General features: G+C 40.8%; 16 protein-coding genes and 1 tRNA gene. 8 read left to right on the top strand and 9 right to left on the bottom strand.

What is annotated here, in order from left to right:
• On the bottom strand, window positions 1-1,027 hold a 1,027-nt coding region (locus H8S63_RS17345), incomplete at its 3' end, for a sugar porter family MFS transporter (RefSeq protein ID WP_186927483.1).
• A gap of 4 nt (window positions 1,028-1,031) precedes the next feature.
• On the bottom strand, window positions 1,032-2,132 hold the full coding sequence (locus tag H8S63_RS17350) for a DUF4434 domain-containing protein (RefSeq protein ID WP_007753807.1): 1,101 nt from the start codon (window positions 2,130-2,132) through the stop codon (window positions 1,032-1,034).
• A 378-nt stretch (window positions 2,133-2,510) separates the two neighbouring features.
• On the opposite strand from H8S63_RS17350, the gene H8S63_RS17355 reads away from it, so the two are divergent.
• Complete coding sequence (locus tag H8S63_RS17355) at window positions 2,511-3,719, top strand: ROK family transcriptional regulator (RefSeq protein ID WP_007753806.1); 1,209 nt, start codon at window positions 2,511-2,513, stop codon at window positions 3,717-3,719.
• A 77-nt stretch (window positions 3,720-3,796) separates the two neighbouring features.
• Here the strand turns inward: H8S63_RS17355 and H8S63_RS17360 are convergent.
• Window positions 3,797-3,869 (bottom strand) — tRNA-Thr (locus H8S63_RS17360).
• A 195-nt stretch (window positions 3,870-4,064) separates the two neighbouring features.
• Between H8S63_RS17360 and H8S63_RS17365 the strand changes: the two genes are divergently transcribed.
• The 7 genes from H8S63_RS17365 to xpt all read left to right on the top strand — a co-directional run bounded on the left by H8S63_RS17365 (window position 4,065) and on the right by xpt (window position 11,401).
• Window positions 4,065-4,646 carry an epoxyqueuosine reductase QueH gene (locus H8S63_RS17365; protein ID WP_143864628.1) on the top strand — a complete coding sequence of 194 codons (582 nt, stop codon included), beginning with the start codon at window positions 4,065-4,067 and terminating at the stop codon, window positions 4,644-4,646.
• 28 nt (window positions 4,647-4,674) lie between these two features.
• Window positions 4,675-5,598 (top strand): DNA/RNA non-specific endonuclease, encoded by a 924-nt coding sequence (locus H8S63_RS17370; protein WP_186927484.1) that lies wholly within the window; start codon window positions 4,675-4,677, stop codon window positions 5,596-5,598.
• Window positions 5,599-6,119: 521 nt separating this feature from the next.
• Complete coding sequence (mltG, locus tag H8S63_RS17375; protein ID WP_186927485.1) at window positions 6,120-7,157, top strand: endolytic transglycosylase MltG; 1,038 nt, start codon at window positions 6,120-6,122, stop codon at window positions 7,155-7,157.
• Between the two features lie 82 nt (window positions 7,158-7,239).
• Window positions 7,240-8,832: a thiamine pyrophosphate-dependent enzyme gene (locus H8S63_RS17380; protein WP_186927486.1), complete on the top strand. Its 1,593-nt coding sequence runs from the start codon at window positions 7,240-7,242 to the stop codon at window positions 8,830-8,832.
• Window positions 8,833-8,835: 3 nt separating this feature from the next.
• Window positions 8,836-9,417, top strand: coding sequence for an indolepyruvate oxidoreductase subunit beta (locus H8S63_RS17385; RefSeq protein WP_186927487.1), 582 nt, complete (start codon window positions 8,836-8,838; stop codon window positions 9,415-9,417).
• A gap of 14 nt (window positions 9,418-9,431) precedes the next feature.
• Window positions 9,432-10,739 carry a phenylacetate--CoA ligase gene (locus tag H8S63_RS17390; protein WP_186927488.1) on the top strand — a complete coding sequence of 436 codons (1,308 nt, stop codon included), beginning with the start codon at window positions 9,432-9,434 and terminating at the stop codon, window positions 10,737-10,739.
• Between the two features lie 89 nt (window positions 10,740-10,828).
• Window positions 10,829-11,401, top strand: coding sequence for a xanthine phosphoribosyltransferase (xpt, locus tag H8S63_RS17395; protein WP_007753774.1), 573 nt, complete (start codon window positions 10,829-10,831; stop codon window positions 11,399-11,401).
• On the opposite strand, the gene H8S63_RS17400 is transcribed toward xpt, so the two are convergent.
• The 6 genes from H8S63_RS17400 to H8S63_RS17425 all read right to left on the bottom strand — a co-directional run bounded on the left by H8S63_RS17400 (window position 11,395) and on the right by H8S63_RS17425 (window position 17,964).
• Window positions 11,395-12,165, bottom strand: a complete 771-nt coding sequence (locus tag H8S63_RS17400) for an EFR1 family ferrodoxin (protein ID WP_186927489.1) — start codon at window positions 12,163-12,165, stop codon at window positions 11,395-11,397. The two genes, xpt and H8S63_RS17400, sit on opposite strands and share 7 nt — an antisense overlap.
• Before the next feature lie 357 nt (window positions 12,166-12,522).
• On the bottom strand, window positions 12,523-12,873 hold the full coding sequence (gene rplT, locus H8S63_RS17405; RefSeq protein WP_004297540.1) for a 50S ribosomal protein L20: 351 nt from the start codon (window positions 12,871-12,873) through the stop codon (window positions 12,523-12,525).
• A gap of 98 nt (window positions 12,874-12,971) precedes the next feature.
• Entirely contained in the window at window positions 12,972-13,169 is a 198-nt protein-coding gene (gene rpmI, locus H8S63_RS17410) for a 50S ribosomal protein L35 (RefSeq protein WP_004326827.1), read from the bottom strand.
• Window positions 13,170-13,237: 68 nt separating this feature from the next.
• Complete coding sequence (infC, locus tag H8S63_RS17415; RefSeq protein ID WP_055278283.1) at window positions 13,238-13,840, bottom strand: translation initiation factor IF-3; 603 nt, start codon at window positions 13,838-13,840, stop codon at window positions 13,238-13,240.
• A gap of 71 nt (window positions 13,841-13,911) precedes the next feature.
• Window positions 13,912-15,852, bottom strand: coding sequence for a threonine--tRNA ligase (gene thrS / locus H8S63_RS17420; RefSeq protein WP_007753754.1), 1,941 nt, complete (start codon window positions 15,850-15,852; stop codon window positions 13,912-13,914).
• 81 nt (window positions 15,853-15,933) lie between these two features.
• A complete protein-coding gene (locus H8S63_RS17425; protein ID WP_186927490.1) occupies window positions 15,934-17,964 on the bottom strand; it encodes a tetratricopeptide repeat protein in 2,031 nt (676 codons plus the stop codon).
• Between the last annotated feature and the right edge of the window lie 42 nt (window positions 17,965-18,006).

Below are 18,006 nucleotides of genomic sequence, written 5' to 3' on the forward strand. Positions count from 1 at the left end.
GAGAAACAACCATTCCCGAAACTCCATAATAAACCAGCTTCTTGCGGCCCACCTTATCAATGATGACAAGAGCCAAAATGGTGGTCAAAGTATTAACAAGTCCTACCAGAACTTGGTAAAAAAGAGAATCACCTCCTGAAAGTCCTGCATTCTCAAAAATAGAAGGACCATAATAAAGCACCGCATTGACTCCCATAAATTGTCCCAAAATAGCAATGCATACACCTATAATTACTGCCTTCAAAATGCCAGGTTTCATCAATAACGACCATTCTGAGCTTGTTTCAGCAGTCAAAACTGATTGAGTTTCTTTCAATTGGTTCGTCGCTTCTGTAATCGAATTATAGATTCTCTCCAGAATATTTATAGCCTTTCTCTCCTGCCCTCGTACAATTAACCAACGAGGACTCTCCGGTATGAAAAATATGATTATAAAGAATAATATCGCAGGTAACGTTTCCATGCCTAACATACCTCTCCATACCTCAGTTATAAATATCTTATTTAATAGAGGAACACCCAATAAAGCACCACTTTCCGACCAAGCCAACAACTGATAATTAACCAGATAAGCTCCTAAGAAGCCAACGGTCACAGCCAGTTGATATAAAGAGACTAAACGCCCTCTATACTGTGCTACTGAAACTTCCGAAATGTAAAGAGGAGACACTATGGAAACAACGCCTATCCCGACACCCCCAATTATACGATACACCACTAATTGCGTAAAATCCGTACAGAGAGCACATCCTAAAGCCGATGCGGAGAAGAGAATAGCAGAAATAACCATAGTCAATTTTCTCCCTAATTTATCACTCAAAATACCGGCAAAAAGGACTCCAATGATTGAACCGACCAACGCACACCCTACATACCATCCCTGCTGCAATGCATCCAGTTGAAAAAGCTGAGTAACCTGAGCAATTGTACCGGATATAACTGCCGTATCATATCCGAACAAAAAACCGCCCAAAGCAGCCACAACAGAAAGGAATATAAGATAGCCAAAATTAATAGTAGATTGCATAATATTATTTTATTTCAAAATATTCTATATATCTGTTATACAAATTCCCTGCTTGCAAGTAAGCAGATTGCGGACTCATAAAATGAGAAAATTCAAAGGTTATAGCCTTATCATATCCGGCACGCTTGGCAGCTTCCAATTTCATCCGAAGTTTATCAAACTTAATGGGTAGAAAACGAATAGGCATATCACGATCAAAAGATTCGGCATTTGTCCAGCATTGCATCCCATACTTATCTGCTAATTTTTTATTGACAGAAAAGAAAGCATCCAATTCATCATAATCAATATGTCCATCTTGAAAAGCACATGCATCTACCACCTCATGAATACCATCAAAAATTTCATTCCATTCTTTTTCGTGTTGTTGTACAGAAACTGCATCTTCTTTTGTCAGTTTACCTGTTCCCATAATCGCCTTCTTGCCATCAATCCAAGGAGAAATAAAAGTAGGAAGCCCGGCCGAAACATCTTTACATTGCTTTCCCATTGTATAAAATGAATCGATTGCGCCTTTGGTTGCCCGGCTAATTTCTCCGCTAATGTACCAGCCTCCAAAACTTTTATACTTCTCTCCATACATTTTCCAGACTTCGTCTATCACATATTTATTATCCTCAATCTCCCAACTTAAATCACCCGTATCCCAATATCGTCCTGAATCATATAAACCAAAATAAAACTTCATATTATATTTAGCAGCAAGACGCAAATACATATCTACCAAATCAACTGATGGCATATAGCATCCTTTTTTTAATAAATAAGGTGAAGGATAAGTTATAAATTTCCGATAACCGGAACGAATCATTACCACCGTATCTATTCCAATCTTTTTCATGTGTTGGAAATCCATATCCCATTCTTTTTCTCCCCAATTCTGATGAGGAATGTCATGGGAGATTTCATCCAGAAAAGTTCCTGTTATTTTCAGACCATTATTTTTAGGAACAATTAAATTATTCTCCAACCCATTCTCCTCATTTTTAAGAATAGATATTTCACTCCCCTCTTCACCGGTAGCAAATAAAGAAGGAGCCACCAAAGCTGACGCTCCGGCCAAGGCCGCCTTTTTTAGAAAATCTCTACGATTATTTGTTTCCATAGCTTTAATTTTTTGGTTTTTCTACTTTGTATATATGTTAACCTATTGAAGTCACAATGTGTTTTAATTAATATCACGCTACAAATATAGGCATATTTATTAAATAAACAATATATAATAAAATATTTTATTAATAAAGTTACATTTAAACATATAATTCACAAATATAAGTTCAAAAACGATCAGAATAAAAGATAATAGAGACTCTATACACTTGATATACAAAAGTAAATAATGAATCGTGAATCCTATACCTTATTATATGCATAAAGCAATAAAGAGAACATCGCCCACTTGATTCTAATTTTTCCCACACAAAACGCCACATTTAATAAAAAAATTAATTATCTTTGTAGATATTACCAAATAACCAAACATATGAACCAACAATTCTTGAAAGAAATAGAAAAGGGCTCTAAAAGCGCTCTCGTCAAAAAGAGAATTATTACACATTATATATATAATGGCAGTTCTACAATTCCCGATCTTTCAAAAGAGCTGGATTTGAGTGTACCAACCGTCACCAAATTTATTGGCGAAATGTGTGATGACGGATATATTAATGATTATGGAAAATTGGAGACCAGTGGCGGGCGCCATCCGAACCTTTATGGACTTAATCCCGAATCCGGTTACTTTTTAGGTGTAGATATCAAAAGATTTGCAGTCAATATCGGCCTGATAAATTTTAAAGGCGATATGGTAGAACTGAAAATGAACATACCTTATAATTTTGAGAATTCAATTGAGGGAATGAATGAATTATGCAAGCTGATTATCAATTTTATAAAAAAGCTCACCATCAACAAAGAGAAAATCTTAAATATTAATGTAAATGTATCGGGACGCGTGAATCCTGAATCTGGATACAGTTTCAGTCAGTTCAATTTCGAAGAAAGACCATTGGCAGATGTGTTGTCTGAGAAACTGGGCTACAAAGTTACTGTCGATAACGATACGCGGGCTATGACTTATGGAGAGTATATGCAAGGCTGCGTAAAAGGAGAAAAAGATATTATCTTTGTAAACGTAAGTTGGGGATTGGGAATCGGAATTATCATAGATGGCAAGATTTATACAGGTAAATCAGGATTTTCCGGTGAATTCGGTCACATGAGTACTTATGATAATGAAATTATCTGCCACTGCGGCAAAAAAGGGTGCTTAGAAACCGAAGCTTCCGGTTCTGCCCTTCACCGTATCCTTTTAGAACGCATCCGGAACGGAGAAAGCTCTATATTATCAACTAGAATCGCTGCCGAAGAAGATCCCATAACCCTTGATGAGATAATTGCGGCAGTAAACAAAGAAGATCTACTCTGTATCGAAATTGTAGAAGAGATCGGACAGAAGCTAGGAAAACAAATTGCAGGACTGATCAATATTTTTAATCCGGAATTGGTTATTATAGGTGGTACTTTGTCGTTGACTAGTGATTATATAACCCAACCTATAAAGACTGCGGTACGTAAATACTCTCTGAATCTGGTCAACAAGGATTCAGCTATTATCACATCCAAGTTGAAAGATAAGGCTGGTATTGTTGGTGCATGTATGCTGGCACGTAGCAGAATGTTTGAAAGCTAATTAAATTGAAGAACCAGTAAATAAAAAAGGAAGTCTAAATAACTAAATACAAGATAGTTAATAGACTTCCTTTTGAGAGCCGCTAGCCAGACTTGAACTGGCGACCTACGCGTTACGAATGCGTTGCTCTACCAACTGAGCTATAGCGGCGTTTGTCTCTCGTTTACGGCGTGCAAAATTACAGCTTTATTTGAAACTACAAAAAGAATCCGCCTATTTTTTGAGCTATTTTTATAACAACTTTTGTTTTCGATACTTTTTGTCCCAATAATCAATGATAATTCCGCCTGTGAATAAATTATAAAGTGTTGCATGGTATGACAAAATATATACTAACTTTACCGCATGAAAAAGAAATTCCAACTCGAAGTTCCGGGAGAAGCCGACAAAATCTTACTTCATACTTGTTGCGCTCCTTGTTCGTCAGCTATCATCGAATGTCTGATGCAACACAATATAACCCCTGTCATTTACTATTGCAATCCCAATATTTTCCCACAGGAAGAATACAACATAAGAAAAGATGAATGCACCCGTTATGCGCAATCATTAGGACTGGAAATTGTAGACGCCGACTATGACCACGAAGCCTGGCGTTGCCAAATGGCAGGAATGGAACAGGAACCCGAAAGAGGAGGACGTTGCCTGCGTTGCTTCAAGAGCCGCTTGTTGGAAACAGCCCGTTATGCCCACGAGCATGGTTTCTCCGTAATTACCACTACCCTTGCTTCCAGCCGTTGGAAAAGCCTGGAACAGATAAATGAAGCCGGACGATATGCCATGACACATTATCCTGATGTCACATATTGGGAACAGAATTGGCGTAAAGGCGGATTAAGTGAACGACGCATCGCAATCATCAAAGAATATAATTTCTACAATCAGCAATATTGCGGTTGCGAATTCAGCATGAGAAAAGAAGAATAAAAACAACCCCATCATCACCTGCAAACCAATGAATCGAAGAAAGAAAGGCAAAAACAGAAAATTATTCAAAAAAGAATCACGTTCCAATTATAAATTGGGATGTATTATCACCATCATTATACTTATACCTATTCTTTACGGCGTTTATTTATATTGTCAGGGCATTGATACTTCTCAAAAAGAAAAGTCACAGACCAGCACATCATTTCAAACTTCATCTGACCAAAAGCCGGAGAACAAGAAGCCGGAAGGTAAAAATCCGACAACTAAAGAGTTGGAAATACCGGTGTCACTTACCCGACGTCAAGAACAGATCATCCATCACACCGGATACACCGTTTCTTACAATAAAGATTTAAAACTCCCCAATTGGGTTTCATACGAATTGACTCGTAAAGAGACAAAGGGAAAGGAGAAAAGAAGTAACCGTTTTATTACCGACCCGCAGGTCAGAGGCTTGATAGCAACCAATACAGACTATGCACATTCGGGATACGACAAAGGACATATGGCACCAGCTGCAGATATGAAATGGAGTCCGCAAGCTATGAAAGAATCATTTTACTTCAGCAATATGTGTCCGCAACACCCGCAACTAAACAGAAGAGGTTGGAAAAATCTGGAAGAGAAAATCCGGAATTGGGCGATAGCAGACAGTGCCATTATCATTATATGCGGACCTATTATAACCGGACAACCCAAAACGATCGGAAAAAATAAAGTTGTAGTGCCCCAACAGTTTTTCAAGGTAATCCTCTCCCCTTTCGTAAAGCCTATGCGGGCTATCGGTTTCTTATTCAACAATAAACAGTCAGTAGAGCCACTTTCTACATACGCAGTGACAATAGATAGTATTGAACATCTTACAAACATGGATTTCTTTGCGGTCCTTCCCGATGAAATAGAAAATAAAATAGAAGCAGAAGCAGATTATTTCCAATGGCCGAATTAATCAGAAATACCGTATTATATCTTAAAATCATGCAGTGAACCGATTGATTTCTTCTTTACCAATAAATAAAATCCGGTGATATATTAATAAAACCTTACGGCATATTAATAAAACCTGCCGAGATATTAAGCTGTTACTGTTGAGCAACCAACGTGATACTGTTGTGCAACTTGTCAATTACACTTGTCCTTCTCCACAGTTGTTCAACTATAACCCAATAGAACAGCATTAATAGCTACAAAATCATATAAGTAACTCAGTGACAAATTATTGCAGAAAAAATGCATTTTTTGTTCTCAAAAAGCTAAAAACATCTAGACGTTTTTTGTGAACTTATCTTAATTTATCCCTATTTTTATCCATAAACACCTAATTATCAGCAATGTGACATTTTTGTTTTTCCGGGTATAATACTTAATATAAAGACAAAAATGTTGCAGAGAAAAGATTCATCTCAGAAAGAAACCACTCCTATTCAAATTCTTCTTATCTTTGACGCTGCAAAAATAACGTCTCATAAGATGAAGAAAAAAAAGAGAACTATTTTATTATCCATTCTGATTGGAACATTTTTACTTTGCGTTATTGCAGGAGGGACTATTTATTACTATCTGTTTGCTCCCCAATTCCATCCGTCCAAAACCGTATACATTTACGTAGACCGGGACGATACGGCCGATTCTATTACCAATAAAATAAAAAAGTTCGGATATGTCAACAAACTCACCGGATTCCATTGGATGGCCAAATACAAAAATCTCGAACAGAATATACACACGGGACGTTATGCCATCCGTCCGAACGACAATGTATACCATGTATACAGCCGTTTTTCCAGAGGTTACCAAGAGCCGATGAATCTCACAGTCGGAAGTGTCCGTACTTTAGAACGACTGGCACGAAGTATGGGCAAACAGTTAATGATCGATTCTGCCGAGATTGCCCGCCGGTTGTTTGATTCCACCGTTCAAGCCCGACTAGGATACACAGAAGCAACCTTGCCCGGTCTTTTCATTCCCGAAACCTACCAAGTATACTGGGATATGAGTGCGGATGAATTAATCGAACGCATGAGAAAGGAGCATGAACGTTTCTGGAACAAAGAACGGTTGGCACAAGCCACTGCAATCGGTATGACACCGGAAGAAGTCAGCACACTTGCTTCCATCGTTGAAGAAGAGACCAATAATAATGAAGAAAAGCCAATGGTAGCCGGATTATACATCAACCGCCTGCACAAAGATATGCCCCTGCAAGCAGACCCGACAATCAAATTTGCCCTACAGGATTTTGGTCTGCGACGTATTACGAACGAGCATTTGAAAATCGATTCGCCATATAACACATATATAAATACCGGATTACCTCCCGGGCCTATCCGTATCCCCTCTAAAAAAGGGATAGACAGTGTATTGAATTATACCAAGCACAACTATATTTATATGTGTGCCAAAGAGGACTTTTCCGGGACTCACAATTTCGCATCCAATTATGCCGAACACATGGCAAATGCAAGAAAATATTGGAAAGCGCTGAATGAAAGAAAGATTTTCAAGTAAATTTGTGATAAAACGAACTGAAAAGTCTATCTTTGCCCGATAGAATAACAAACTGTGATCAACACTAAATAAAAAGAAATATATGAGCAAGCAACTCTTACTTGGCGATGAAGCCATTGCACAAGCTGCATTGGATGCCGGACTCTCAGGTGTTTATGCCTATCCCGGCACTCCTTCAACTGAGATTACGGAATATATTCAGATGGCCCCGATAACGACCGAACGGAATATACATAACCGTTGGTGTGCCAACGAAAAAACAGCGATGGAGGCTGCTTTAGGTATGTCTTTCGTCGGCAAGCGGGCCTTAGTCTGCATGAAGCATGTAGGTATGAATGTGGCCGCCGACTGTTTTGTCAACTCTGCCATCACCGGCGTGAAAGGCGGACTGATTGTGATAGCGGCAGACGATCCTAGTATGCACTCCTCACAGAACGAGCAAGACAGCCGTTTCTACGGAGATTTTTCCCTCATTCCTATGTACGAACCCAGCAATCAGCAGGAAGCGTATGACATGGTGTACAGCGGTTTTGAATTCTCCGAAAAAATGGGAGAACCTATTTTAATGCGTATGGTAACCCGTCTTGCGCATTCCCGTTCCGGAGTAGAACGCAAGGAACAGAAACCACAGAATGGAATATCATTCAGCAACGACCCGCGTCAATTCATCCTGTTGCCGGGAAATGCCCGCAAACGCTATAAAGTATTACTTTCACGTCAAGATGAGTTCATAAAGGCCTCCGAAGAATCACCGTACAACAAATATACAGATGGTCCTAACAAGAAACTAGGAATCATCGCATGTGGTATCGGTTACAATTACCTGATGGAAAACTACCCCGAAGGCTGTGAATATCCGGTACTCAAAATCGGACAATATCCACTGCCGAAAAAGCAACTCCATCAATTGGTAGAGTCTTGCGATGAGATTCTTGTTTTGGAAGACGGTCAACCTTTTGTAGAAAAACAACTGAAAGGTTATCTGGGTATTGGTATAAAGGTAAAAGGACGTTTAGACGGCACTTTGTCGCAAGACGGAGAACTGAATCCTGACTCGGTAGCCCGTGCGGTAGGCAAAGAGAACAAATCCGAATTTGGCATTCCGTCTGTGGTAGAGATGCGTCCGCCCGCACTTTGTGAAGGTTGCGGCCATCGCGATATGTATACCACATTGACTGAAGTTCTCAGAGAGGAATATCCCGCACATAAAGTATTCAGTGACATCGGCTGTTATACACTGGGAGCAAATGCGCCATTCAATGCTATCAACTCATGCGTAGATATGGGTGCTTCTATCACTATGGCAAAAGGTGCAGCCGACGGTGGCCTGTTTCCGGCCGTAGCCGTCATCGGTGACTCCACATTCACTCATTCGGGGATGACAGGATTATTAGACTGCGTAAATGAAAACGCCAATGTGACAATTGTAATATCCGACAACGAGACTACCGCTATGACAGGCGGGCAAGATTCTGCAGGAACCGGACGTATCGAAGCAATCTGTGCAGGTCTCGGTGTAGAGCCCGCCCATATCAGAGTGGTTGTTCCTTTGAAGAAGAATTACGAAGAGATGAAACAGATCATACGCGAAGAAATCGAATATCGTGGCGTATCTGTCATTATTCCACGCAGAGAGTGTATCCAGACATTAGCACGTAAAAAAAGAAGCAAGTAAACCATGAAAAAAGATATTATATTATCAGGAGTAGGCGGACAGGGTATTTTGTCCATTGCTACCGTAATCGGTAAAGCCGCTTTAAAGGAAGGACTTTATATGAAACAAGCAGAAGTGCACGGAATGAGCCAGCGCGGAGGAGACGTTCAATCCAACCTCCGCATCAGCGATCAGCCGATTGCTTCCGATTTGATTCCTTCCGGCAAATGTGATCTTATTATCTCACTGGAACCTATGGAAGGCCTTCGATATCTTCCTTACCTTAGCCCTGAAGGGTGGCTGGTAACGAATGAAACTCCTTTTGTCAATATTCCCAACTATCCGGAAACGGACAAAGTAATGGCAGAAATCAACAAACTACCTCATAAGATAGTATTGAATGTAGATAAAGTAGCCAAAGAAGCCGGTTCCGCACGGGTAGCCAATATCGTCCTGTTGGGAGCAACAATTCCATTTCTTGGCATTGACTACGCAAAAGTGCAGGACAGCATTCGCGAGATTTTCCAACGTAAAGGGGAAGCAATTGTAGAAATGAATCTTAAAGCATTGGCTGCCGGCAAGGAAATTGCGGAAAAGCTTATGTAATAATAGAGACTGCCATGAGTACACAATACTGGGAAGAAGAAATAGAAACCATGAGTCGGGAGAAGTTGCGGGAATTGCAGCTTCAACGCTTGAAGAAAACAATCAGTATCGCTGCAAACGCTCCATACTATAAGGAGGTTTTCAGTAAACATGGTATTACCTCAGACAGCATACAATTGCTGGATGATATCCGTAAAGTACCGTTCACGACCAAAGCCGATATGCGTGCCCACTACCCTTTCGGACTGGTGGCGGGAGATATGAGGAATGATGGTGTGCGTATTCACTCTTCCAGTGGTACTACCGGAAATCCGACAGTTATCGTTCACTCACAACACGACCTTGATTCTTGGGCTAATCTGGTAGCCCGCTGCCTATATACGGTAGGAATCCGTAAAACAGATGTTTTTCAGAATAGTTCAGGATATGGAATGTTTACAGGAGGACTAGGGTTCCAATATGGAGCCGAACGTCTGGGCTGTCTTACCGTTCCTGCCGCAGCCGGTAACAGCAAGCGGCAGATTAAATTCATCAATGACTTTAAGACAACCGCTCTGCATGCCATACCAAGCTATGCCATTCGTCTTGCAGAGGTCTTTCAGGAAGAAGGACTAGACCCAAGAGGCACCACACTGAAAACTTTGGTAATCGGTGCAGAGCCCCATACAGATGAACAACGTCGGAAAATAGAGCGGATGTTGGGTGTTAAAGCATACAACAGCTTCGGTATGACGGAAATGAACGGTCCCGGTGTTGCTTTCGAATGTCTGGAACAGAACGGAATGCACTTTTGGGAAGATTGCTACTTAGTAGAAATCATTGATCCAGAAACAGGCGAACCTGTTCCTGAAGGAGAAACCGGAGAATTAGTACTCACTACCCTTGATCGGGAAATGATGCCGCTCATCCGTTATCGTACCCGCGACTTAACCCGTATTCTTCCGGGAAAATGCCCTTGCGGTCGTACACATATCCGTATTGACCGGATTAAAGGACGTAGTGACGATATGTTTATCATCAAGGGAGTCAATATTTTCCCGATGCAGGTAGAGAAAATTCTAGTACAATTCCCCGAATTGGGCAGCAACTATTTAATTACGCTGGAAACAATCAATAATCAGGATGAAATGATTGTTGAAGTGGAGCTGAGCGATCTTTCTACCGACAATTATATTGAATTGGAGAAAATACGCAAGGATATTACCCGCCAACTGAAAGACGAAATCCTGGTTACTCCCAAAGTAAAACTGGTTAAGAAAGGTTCTCTACCTCAAAGCGAGGGGAAAGCCGTTCGTGTGAAAGATTTAAGAGATAACAAGTAAGACTAAAATAGTTCATGTGCTAATATGCCGTCCTTTGTTTCATCATCCGGAATGGCATATTAGCACATTATTAATTAATATCAGATTATATGCAATTACTCAAAAAAAGAATTCTGCAAGATGGAAAATGTTACGAAGGAGGTATTCTGAAAGTGGATAGTTTTATCAACCACCAGATGGACCCTGTTCTGATGAAATCAATCGGAGTCGAATTTGTCCGCCGTTTTGCAGCCACAAACGTAAATAAAATCATGACAATAGAAGCCAGTGGCATTGCTCCGGCTATCATGACAGGTTACCTGATGGATTTGCCTGTTGTATTTGCCAAAAAGAAATCTCCCAAAACGATTCAGAATGCACTAAGTACCACCGTCCACTCGTTTACAAAAGACCGTGATTACGAAGTTGTTATCAGCTCCGATTTTCTGACTCCAAATGACAACATACTTTTTGTAGATGACTTCCTTGCATACGGAAATGCGGCATTAGGTGTTCTTGATCTCATTAAGCAGTCCGGAGCAAATCTGGTAGGAATGGGATTCATCATTGAAAAAGCATTCCAAAACGGACGCAAAGTGCTGGAAGAGCAGGGTGTCAGAGTAGAAAGCCTTGCAATCATCGAAGACCTATCTCATTGCAGCATTAAAATCAAAGATCAATAGCCGGAATTGGGATTGAAATACTGCCCCTTCCCTTTTGTTCTTTTCCCATATTGCACCGATTGCCGGGGACATACATGGTAACATGCCAGGCATGAGGTGCAATTCATTCCCCAGACCGGCTTCCCTTCTGACATAGTAATATTCTCCATCGGACAATTCTTCTCACAACGCCTACATCCGATACAGTCATCTGTTACATAGAAATGCTTAGGTGACATTTGAAAACGATTGAATAAAGGATTGATTATTCTCGTTTTGATAAAAGGAATACTGCCTTCGTGACAGGAAAACAAGTGTTCTCTTTTACTGATCAAAGTATTTATCCTTTTAAGTTCCGCGACGCTCTCTGCCAACTTCTTCCTCTCCAGTTCCTCGCTATCCACATCAAATCCCGGAAGCAATACATAATTGTTAGGCATGGTGACTGAAAAGCCGGCATGACATTCCCATCCCTTATGTCTGAACGCTTTCGTCAGAACCTGTTGAGTCAAGCCGGTATCATCTCCACAAGAACATACAAAGAACAAATACTGCCCTCTGTACCCCTTCAGCGAGAGTTTTTGAATAAAGCTCAATACAATCTCAGGAGGCGCCCACGAGTAAATAGGAAACACGAATCCGATCGTTTCTTCCTCTTTGAGACAAAACTCCAACACTCCACACCTCAATGCGTCGGGAATGAAAACTAAATCCTCTTTTTGTTCCTTAGACAGCTGATTAGCGATCCACTTTGAATTACCTGTACCTGAGAAATAAAATATCATAGAAAAGTATATAAGAAAGCCGTACCGACGATGTGATGAAACTCTGATAGAACAAGATTTGAGCGCTCGCCCTCTTTGTAATCCACCGGCTTAAAGCTGTCCCGAAGGATGTGGCCCGCCATTGAAGAACGAAGCTTTCTCGGTGCATCAGATTAATTTGAAGAGTTTCCCGATCCAGTCGATACGGCTAATATTTTTGTATCACAAATGTAATAAGAATCCTTGATATTAGCAAGAAAAAAAAGGATTTTGTTTACCTACTAACATTTTTTTATTCTGTTTTCACTGCCGTGCAAAGAAAAAGTGCCAGTTACTAGCCTAGTAACTGACACTTTGTAATTCATAAACTGTTGAGTCTTAAGCAGCTTTTGCTTTAGCAACCACAGCTTTGAAAGCTTCCGGGTGATTCATAGCTAAATCAGCCAAAACCTTACGATTTATTTCAATACCGGCTTTGTGCAGACCGCCCATCAATTTAGAATAAGACATTCCTTCAAGACGTGCTGCTGCATTGATACGCTGTATCCAAAGAGCGCGGAAGTTTCTTTTCTTATTTCTACGGTCACGGAACGCGTAAGTCAAACCCTTTTCCCAAGTGTTTTTAGCTACGGTCCATACATTCTTTCTTGCACCAAAGTAACCTCTGGTTAATTTCAAAATTTTCTTTCTTCTTGCTTTTGAAGCAACATGATTTACTGATCTTGGCATAGTTTTACTTTTTTTGAATGTTAGCGCCGCTACTTCACGCAGCGAACTTCAGGCTAATGCATTCGGTTAATACTTTAATAATACTTTTACGCTTTTGATTACTTCATTGCTAAGAGTTCCTTAACCTGGCTTACATTTGTTGTATCAACAGTTGTAGAGTAGCACAGATTTCTTTTTCTCTTCTTAGTTTTCTTAGTCAAAATGTGACTGTGAAAAGCGTGCTTTCTTTTGATTTTACCTGTTCCGGTAAGGGTAAACCTTTTTTTAGAACCGGAGTTAGTCTTCATCTTTGGCATCTTACTTATTTTTAAATTATTAAATATATAATGGCAACGCACTATACCTGCGCGTTACGCATTTTCTCTTATTCTTCCTCAGCTTCCGGCTTTTCAGCTTTCTGCACAGGAGCGGCAGGTTTCGGTGCTGCTGGCTTTTTAGCTGCCTCTTTCTTTTTCGGAGAAAGTTGTATAGTCATACGCTTTCCCTCAAGTATAGGCATCTGATCTACTTTCGCGTAATCTTCAAGGTCGTTGGCAAAACGAAGCAAAAGAACTTCACCTTGCTCCTTAAAAAGGATGGAACGTCCCTTAAAGAACACATAGGCCTTCACCTTATCTCCATCTTCCAAAAAGCCCTTAGCATGCTTCAACTTGAAGTTGTAATCATGATCGTCTGTCTGAGGTCCGAAACGGATCTCTTTTACATTGACCTTAACCTGCTTCGCTTTTTGTTCCTTCTGGCGTTTCTTTAATTGATAAAGAAATTTAGAGTAATCAATAATACGACAAACAGGGGGTTGAGCATTAGGAGAAATTTCCACTAAATCCAATTCTTTCTCTTCGGCCATTTTCAAGGCTTGAAAGATAGGATATACTTTCGGTTCAATATCGTCGCCTACAATGCGGACTTCTTTGGCACGAATCTGTTCGTTGATTCTGTATTGCCCTTTAAAAGTGTCATTCTTCATTAAAAACGTTTACTTCCTAGTTTGATCTTTTTATTGTTCTACTAAATATTTATCATGAAACGGCTGCAAAGTTACCATTTATTTATCATATTCTGAACTTCTTCGTTCAAAATTTTAGCAAATTCTTCAAATTTCATGGTCCCCTTATCTCCTTCGCCTTGTCTACGAACAGAAACTTCACCATTTTCTGCTTCTTTTTCGCCGACAATCAGCATATAAGGAATACGTTTCATCTCATTATCACGGATCTTGCGACCTATTTTTTCGTTGCGGTCATCTACAATCGCACGGATTTCGTGAGTTTTCAGATACATCTTCACTTGTTCCGCATATTCATTGAACTTCTCACTGATCGGCAGAATAGCAACCTGGTCGGGTGTCAACCACAATGGGAACTTACCGGCGGTATGTTCAATCAGCACGGCAACAAAGCGCTCCATTGATCCGAACGGTGCACGATGGATCATAACCGGACGGTGTTTCTGATTATCAGATCCCATATATTCCAATTCAAAACGTTCCGGCAAGTTATAGTCTACCTGGATAGTACCCAACTGCCAGCGACGACCGATTGCATCTTTCACCATAAAGTCGAGCTTAGGACCGTAGAAAGCCGCTTCACCATATTCAATCTTAGCAGGTAATCCTTTTTCTTCACACGCCTCGATAATAGCCTGTTCTGCCTTTTCCCAATTATCATCACTACCAATATATTTTTCGCGGTTTACTTTATCGCGTAATGATATCTGAGCCTCAAAATTCTGGAAATTCATAGAACGGAACACAATAGAGATGATATCCATTACACGAAGGAATTCATCTTTTACCTGATCCGGACGACAGAAAATATGAGCGTCATCCTGCGTAAAGCTACGTACACGAGTTAAACCGTGCAACTCACCACTTTGTTCATAACGACAAACTGTTCCAAATTCAGCAATACGCAATGGAAGGTCTTTATATGAACGCGGGAAGTTCTTATAAATCTCACAATGGTGAGGGCAGTTCATCGGTTTCAAGAAGTACTCTTCTCCTTCTTCCGGAGTATGAATAGGTTGGAAAGCGTCTTTGCCATATTTTGCATAGTGACCGGAAGTCACATATAGTAACTTGTTGCCAATCGGCGGGGTGATTACTTCCTGATAGTCATAGCGAGTCTGGATACGACGCAAGAATTCCTGCAAACGCAGACGTAATGCAGTACCTTTCGGCAACCACATCGGAAGTCCCTTTCCTACCGTCTCCGAGAACATGAACAACTGCATCTCTTTGCCGATCTTACGGTGGTCACGTTTTTTGGCTTCTTCCAACAATACCAGATACTCATCCAGCATTTTCTTCTTCGGGAACGTGATACCATAAATACGTGTCAACATCTTACGGTCTTCCTGACCACGCCAATATGCACCGGCTACCGTAGTCAGTTTGATAGCTTTGATCGGAGCAGTCGTCATCAAGTGAGGACCACGGCAAAGATCAGTAAATGCCCCTTGCGTATAAGTAGTAATATGTCCGTCTTCCAATTCGGAAATCAACTCACATTTATAAGTTTCCCCACGATCGCCAAACATCTTCAATGCATCCGCTTTGGCAATGCTCTCTCTGACTACATCCTCTTTCTTGGCAGCCAGTTCCTGCATCTTAGCTTCAATAGCAGGCAGATCACTTTCCTTGATTACCGCTTCTCCCGGATCTACATCATAATAGAATCCGTTTTCAATGGCCGGGCCGATACCGAACTGAATGCCCGGATAAAGTTCCTGCAAAGCTTCAGCCAGCAAGTGAGCACTTGTATGCCAAAAAGCATGTTTGCCTTCTTCATCATCCCATTTATAAAGCACGAAATCAGCATCTTCATTAATAGGACGTCCTAAATCATAAGTCTCGCCATTCACGCCACAAGCCAAAACATCTTGTGCCAAACGCGAACTGATACTTTCTGCAATCTGTAAACCGTTCACTCCTTCATTATATTCACGAACAGAGCCATCGGGAAATTTTATCTTTATCATAATAGATGATGTTATATTTTCACAATTTGAACGCAAAAGTAAGTAAATCTTTTGAGTTTTCCATTTTTTATCAAATAAATGTTATTCCGTCTGATCCGTAAAACGTTTGATCACGTTATAAGCAGAAACAATACCCAACTCACCGGCTTTACTTAAATCAGAAATGCCCAGCTTGTTATTACCTAAAAATATATGGGTAAGGCCTCTATTAAAGTAAGCATCCGCAAAATCAGGATTCAGCTCGATCGCCTTGTCATAATCGGCAATAGCAGCCCGGTAGTCCTTCAGCATAGCAGAGACATTCGCACGGTTATAGTAAGCATAAACAAAGTCCGGTGCCAGATTGATCACCTTGTCCAGGTCTTTCCTTACTACTTCATAATCAACCGCAGTAATCTCTTTACGTTTATCACCCGGAATATCCGTTTCGGCGGCTTGTTCCGCCTTCTGATATTCCAGTTGCTTACAGCGGATAAGCGCACGCATAAAATAAGCCGGGAAGAAATCACCGTCCAACAGAATCGTCTGTGTCAAGTCAGCCACAGCACTTGAGAAGTCCTGCACCAGATAGAAGTCAATCGCACGGGCAAAACGCTTCGGAGCGCTCTTTTCATCAGCCACGATAGCGGACGTATGTGTATCGATCAAAGCAAAATGGAATTTCACCTGTTCTTCTGTCAACGGAGCTTCCATATTCGTAATACGGAGACGTTTAGAGAGGATTCCCGTATGGTTCAAGTCCTCAATATACTTATGAAAATTCACCGAACGTTTCACGTCACTCATTTTCTCATAATAAGTCAAAGCAAACATGGGCTCCAGCGTGATATTTACATTCTTGTCCTGCACACGTCCACGATAATCACTCGTATAACGCTGTTCGGCTTCAGAGTCATCGGCAATTACTATCTTACGATAGTTATTCATATTCTTATCCGACTTCTTGCGTGTTTTTTCTCCATCTTCATCTCCACTTCCGTCCGCTTTATCTTTATTCTGGGCAACATCCTTATTAGTCACACCGTTCTGCTTGTCAATCTGGGCTTTCATGACCTTAAACTCATCTTGTTCCGCTCCTTTCTTATCCCCAATTTTTCTACGGGCTTCCGAACGCTGATAATATCCGGCCAGAAAGTTAGGATACTGATTGATAACAGTCGTATAGTCTTGTATGGCCCCACGATAATCACCTGTCTGCGCACGGAGTAAACCACGGTTAAAGACAGCCATCATATTATCCGGTTCCATTTGAATGACAAAATCAAAGTCCTCAATTGCCCGGTTGTCATCCCCTACCCGTGCACGAAGCAGACCACGATTATAATGTCCGATAAAGTTATTGGGATCAATATCCAATGCCAAATCATAGTCACTCATAGCACCCCTCAGATTATTCTGATGGAATCTTGCCAATGCACGATTAATATAGTTTCCGGCATTCTTCGCACTTAAATGAATAGCCCGGTCAAAATCCGATTCCGCTTCCGCATATTTGGATTGCTGCAATTTCACAATTGCCCGTGCAGCCCATGCGTCCGGATCATATTTATCCAATTCAAGCGCCTTATTGAAATCGGTCAAGGCAGCAATGGTGTCCTTCTGCTGCAAAGACACTTCCCCCCTCATTAAATAAGCACGTGTATAACGGGGAGACACTTTCAGCAAACTTTCCAGATCCTCTTTTGCTGAATTATAATCCTTTTTCTGAATATGAGATAACGTTAAATTATGCCACAGAGTGATATTCTCCGGATCATAATGCAAAGCCTTCTGATAATCTTCAATAGCCTCGTCAAATTTGCTCTGACGGATTCTGGCAAGGCCACGAATCTGATAAGCACCTACCACAAACGGATTGCGTTGGATAGCCGCATCACAGTCTGCTTCTGCACCTTGAAAATCTTCCAAATTCAGTTTGGCCAAAGCCCTGAAAAAATAAGGCTCATACAAATAAGGTTTAGCGTTAATTACCTGGTTGAAGTACTGAATGGAAAGTACATAATCCTCAAAATAAAGAGCGTTTCGGGCGATAGTCATCACCCGATCCGTATTTATCTGAGCACATACCAGTGTGGGGAACAGTAATAATACTGTTAATATTCTCTTTATCATCGACATTTTATACTTGTAAACGAAGCAAAAATAATGCTTTTC

It is taken from the genome of Bacteroides sp. NSJ-39 (assembly GCF_014287315.1).
In the GTDB taxonomy this organism is placed as follows: Bacteria; Bacteroidota; Bacteroidia; order Bacteroidales; family Bacteroidaceae; genus Bacteroides; species Bacteroides finegoldii.

Coding starts and splice junctions, on each gene's coding strand:
- H8S63_RS17365 (WP_143864628.1), top strand. CDS start 4,065: ATGAAAAAGAAATTCCAACTCGAAGTTCCGGGAGAAGCCGACAAAATC.
- xpt (WP_007753774.1), top strand. CDS start 10,829: ATGCAATTACTCAAAAAAAGAATTCTGCAAGATGGAAAATGTTACGAA.
- mltG (WP_186927485.1), top strand. CDS start 6,120: ATGAAGAAAAAAAAGAGAACTATTTTATTATCCATTCTGATTGGAACA.
- H8S63_RS17350 (WP_007753807.1), bottom strand. CDS start 2,132: ATGGAAACAAATAATCGTAGAGATTTTCTAAAAAAGGCGGCCTTGGCC.
- H8S63_RS17425 (WP_186927490.1), bottom strand. CDS start 17,964: ATGATAAAGAGAATATTAACAGTATTATTACTGTTCCCCACACTGGTA.
- H8S63_RS17355 (WP_007753806.1), top strand. CDS start 2,511: ATGAACCAACAATTCTTGAAAGAAATAGAAAAGGGCTCTAAAAGCGCT.
- rplT (WP_004297540.1), bottom strand. CDS start 12,873: ATGCCAAGATCAGTAAATCATGTTGCTTCAAAAGCAAGAAGAAAGAAA.
- H8S63_RS17385 (WP_186927487.1), top strand. CDS start 8,836: ATGAAAAAAGATATTATATTATCAGGAGTAGGCGGACAGGGTATTTTG.
- H8S63_RS17380 (WP_186927486.1), top strand. CDS start 7,240: ATGAGCAAGCAACTCTTACTTGGCGATGAAGCCATTGCACAAGCTGCA.
- H8S63_RS17390 (WP_186927488.1), top strand. CDS start 9,432: ATGAGTACACAATACTGGGAAGAAGAAATAGAAACCATGAGTCGGGAG.
- H8S63_RS17370 (WP_186927484.1), top strand. CDS start 4,675: ATGAATCGAAGAAAGAAAGGCAAAAACAGAAAATTATTCAAAAAAGAA.
- infC (WP_055278283.1), bottom strand. CDS start 13,840: ATGAAGAATGACACTTTTAAAGGGCAATACAGAATCAACGAACAGATT.
- thrS (WP_007753754.1), bottom strand. CDS start 15,852: ATGATAAAGATAAAATTTCCCGATGGCTCTGTTCGTGAATATAATGAA.
- rpmI (WP_004326827.1), bottom strand. CDS start 13,169: ATGCCAAAGATGAAGACTAACTCCGGTTCTAAAAAAAGGTTTACCCTT.
- H8S63_RS17400 (WP_186927489.1), bottom strand. CDS start 12,165: ATGATATTTTATTTCTCAGGTACAGGTAATTCAAAGTGGATCGCTAAT.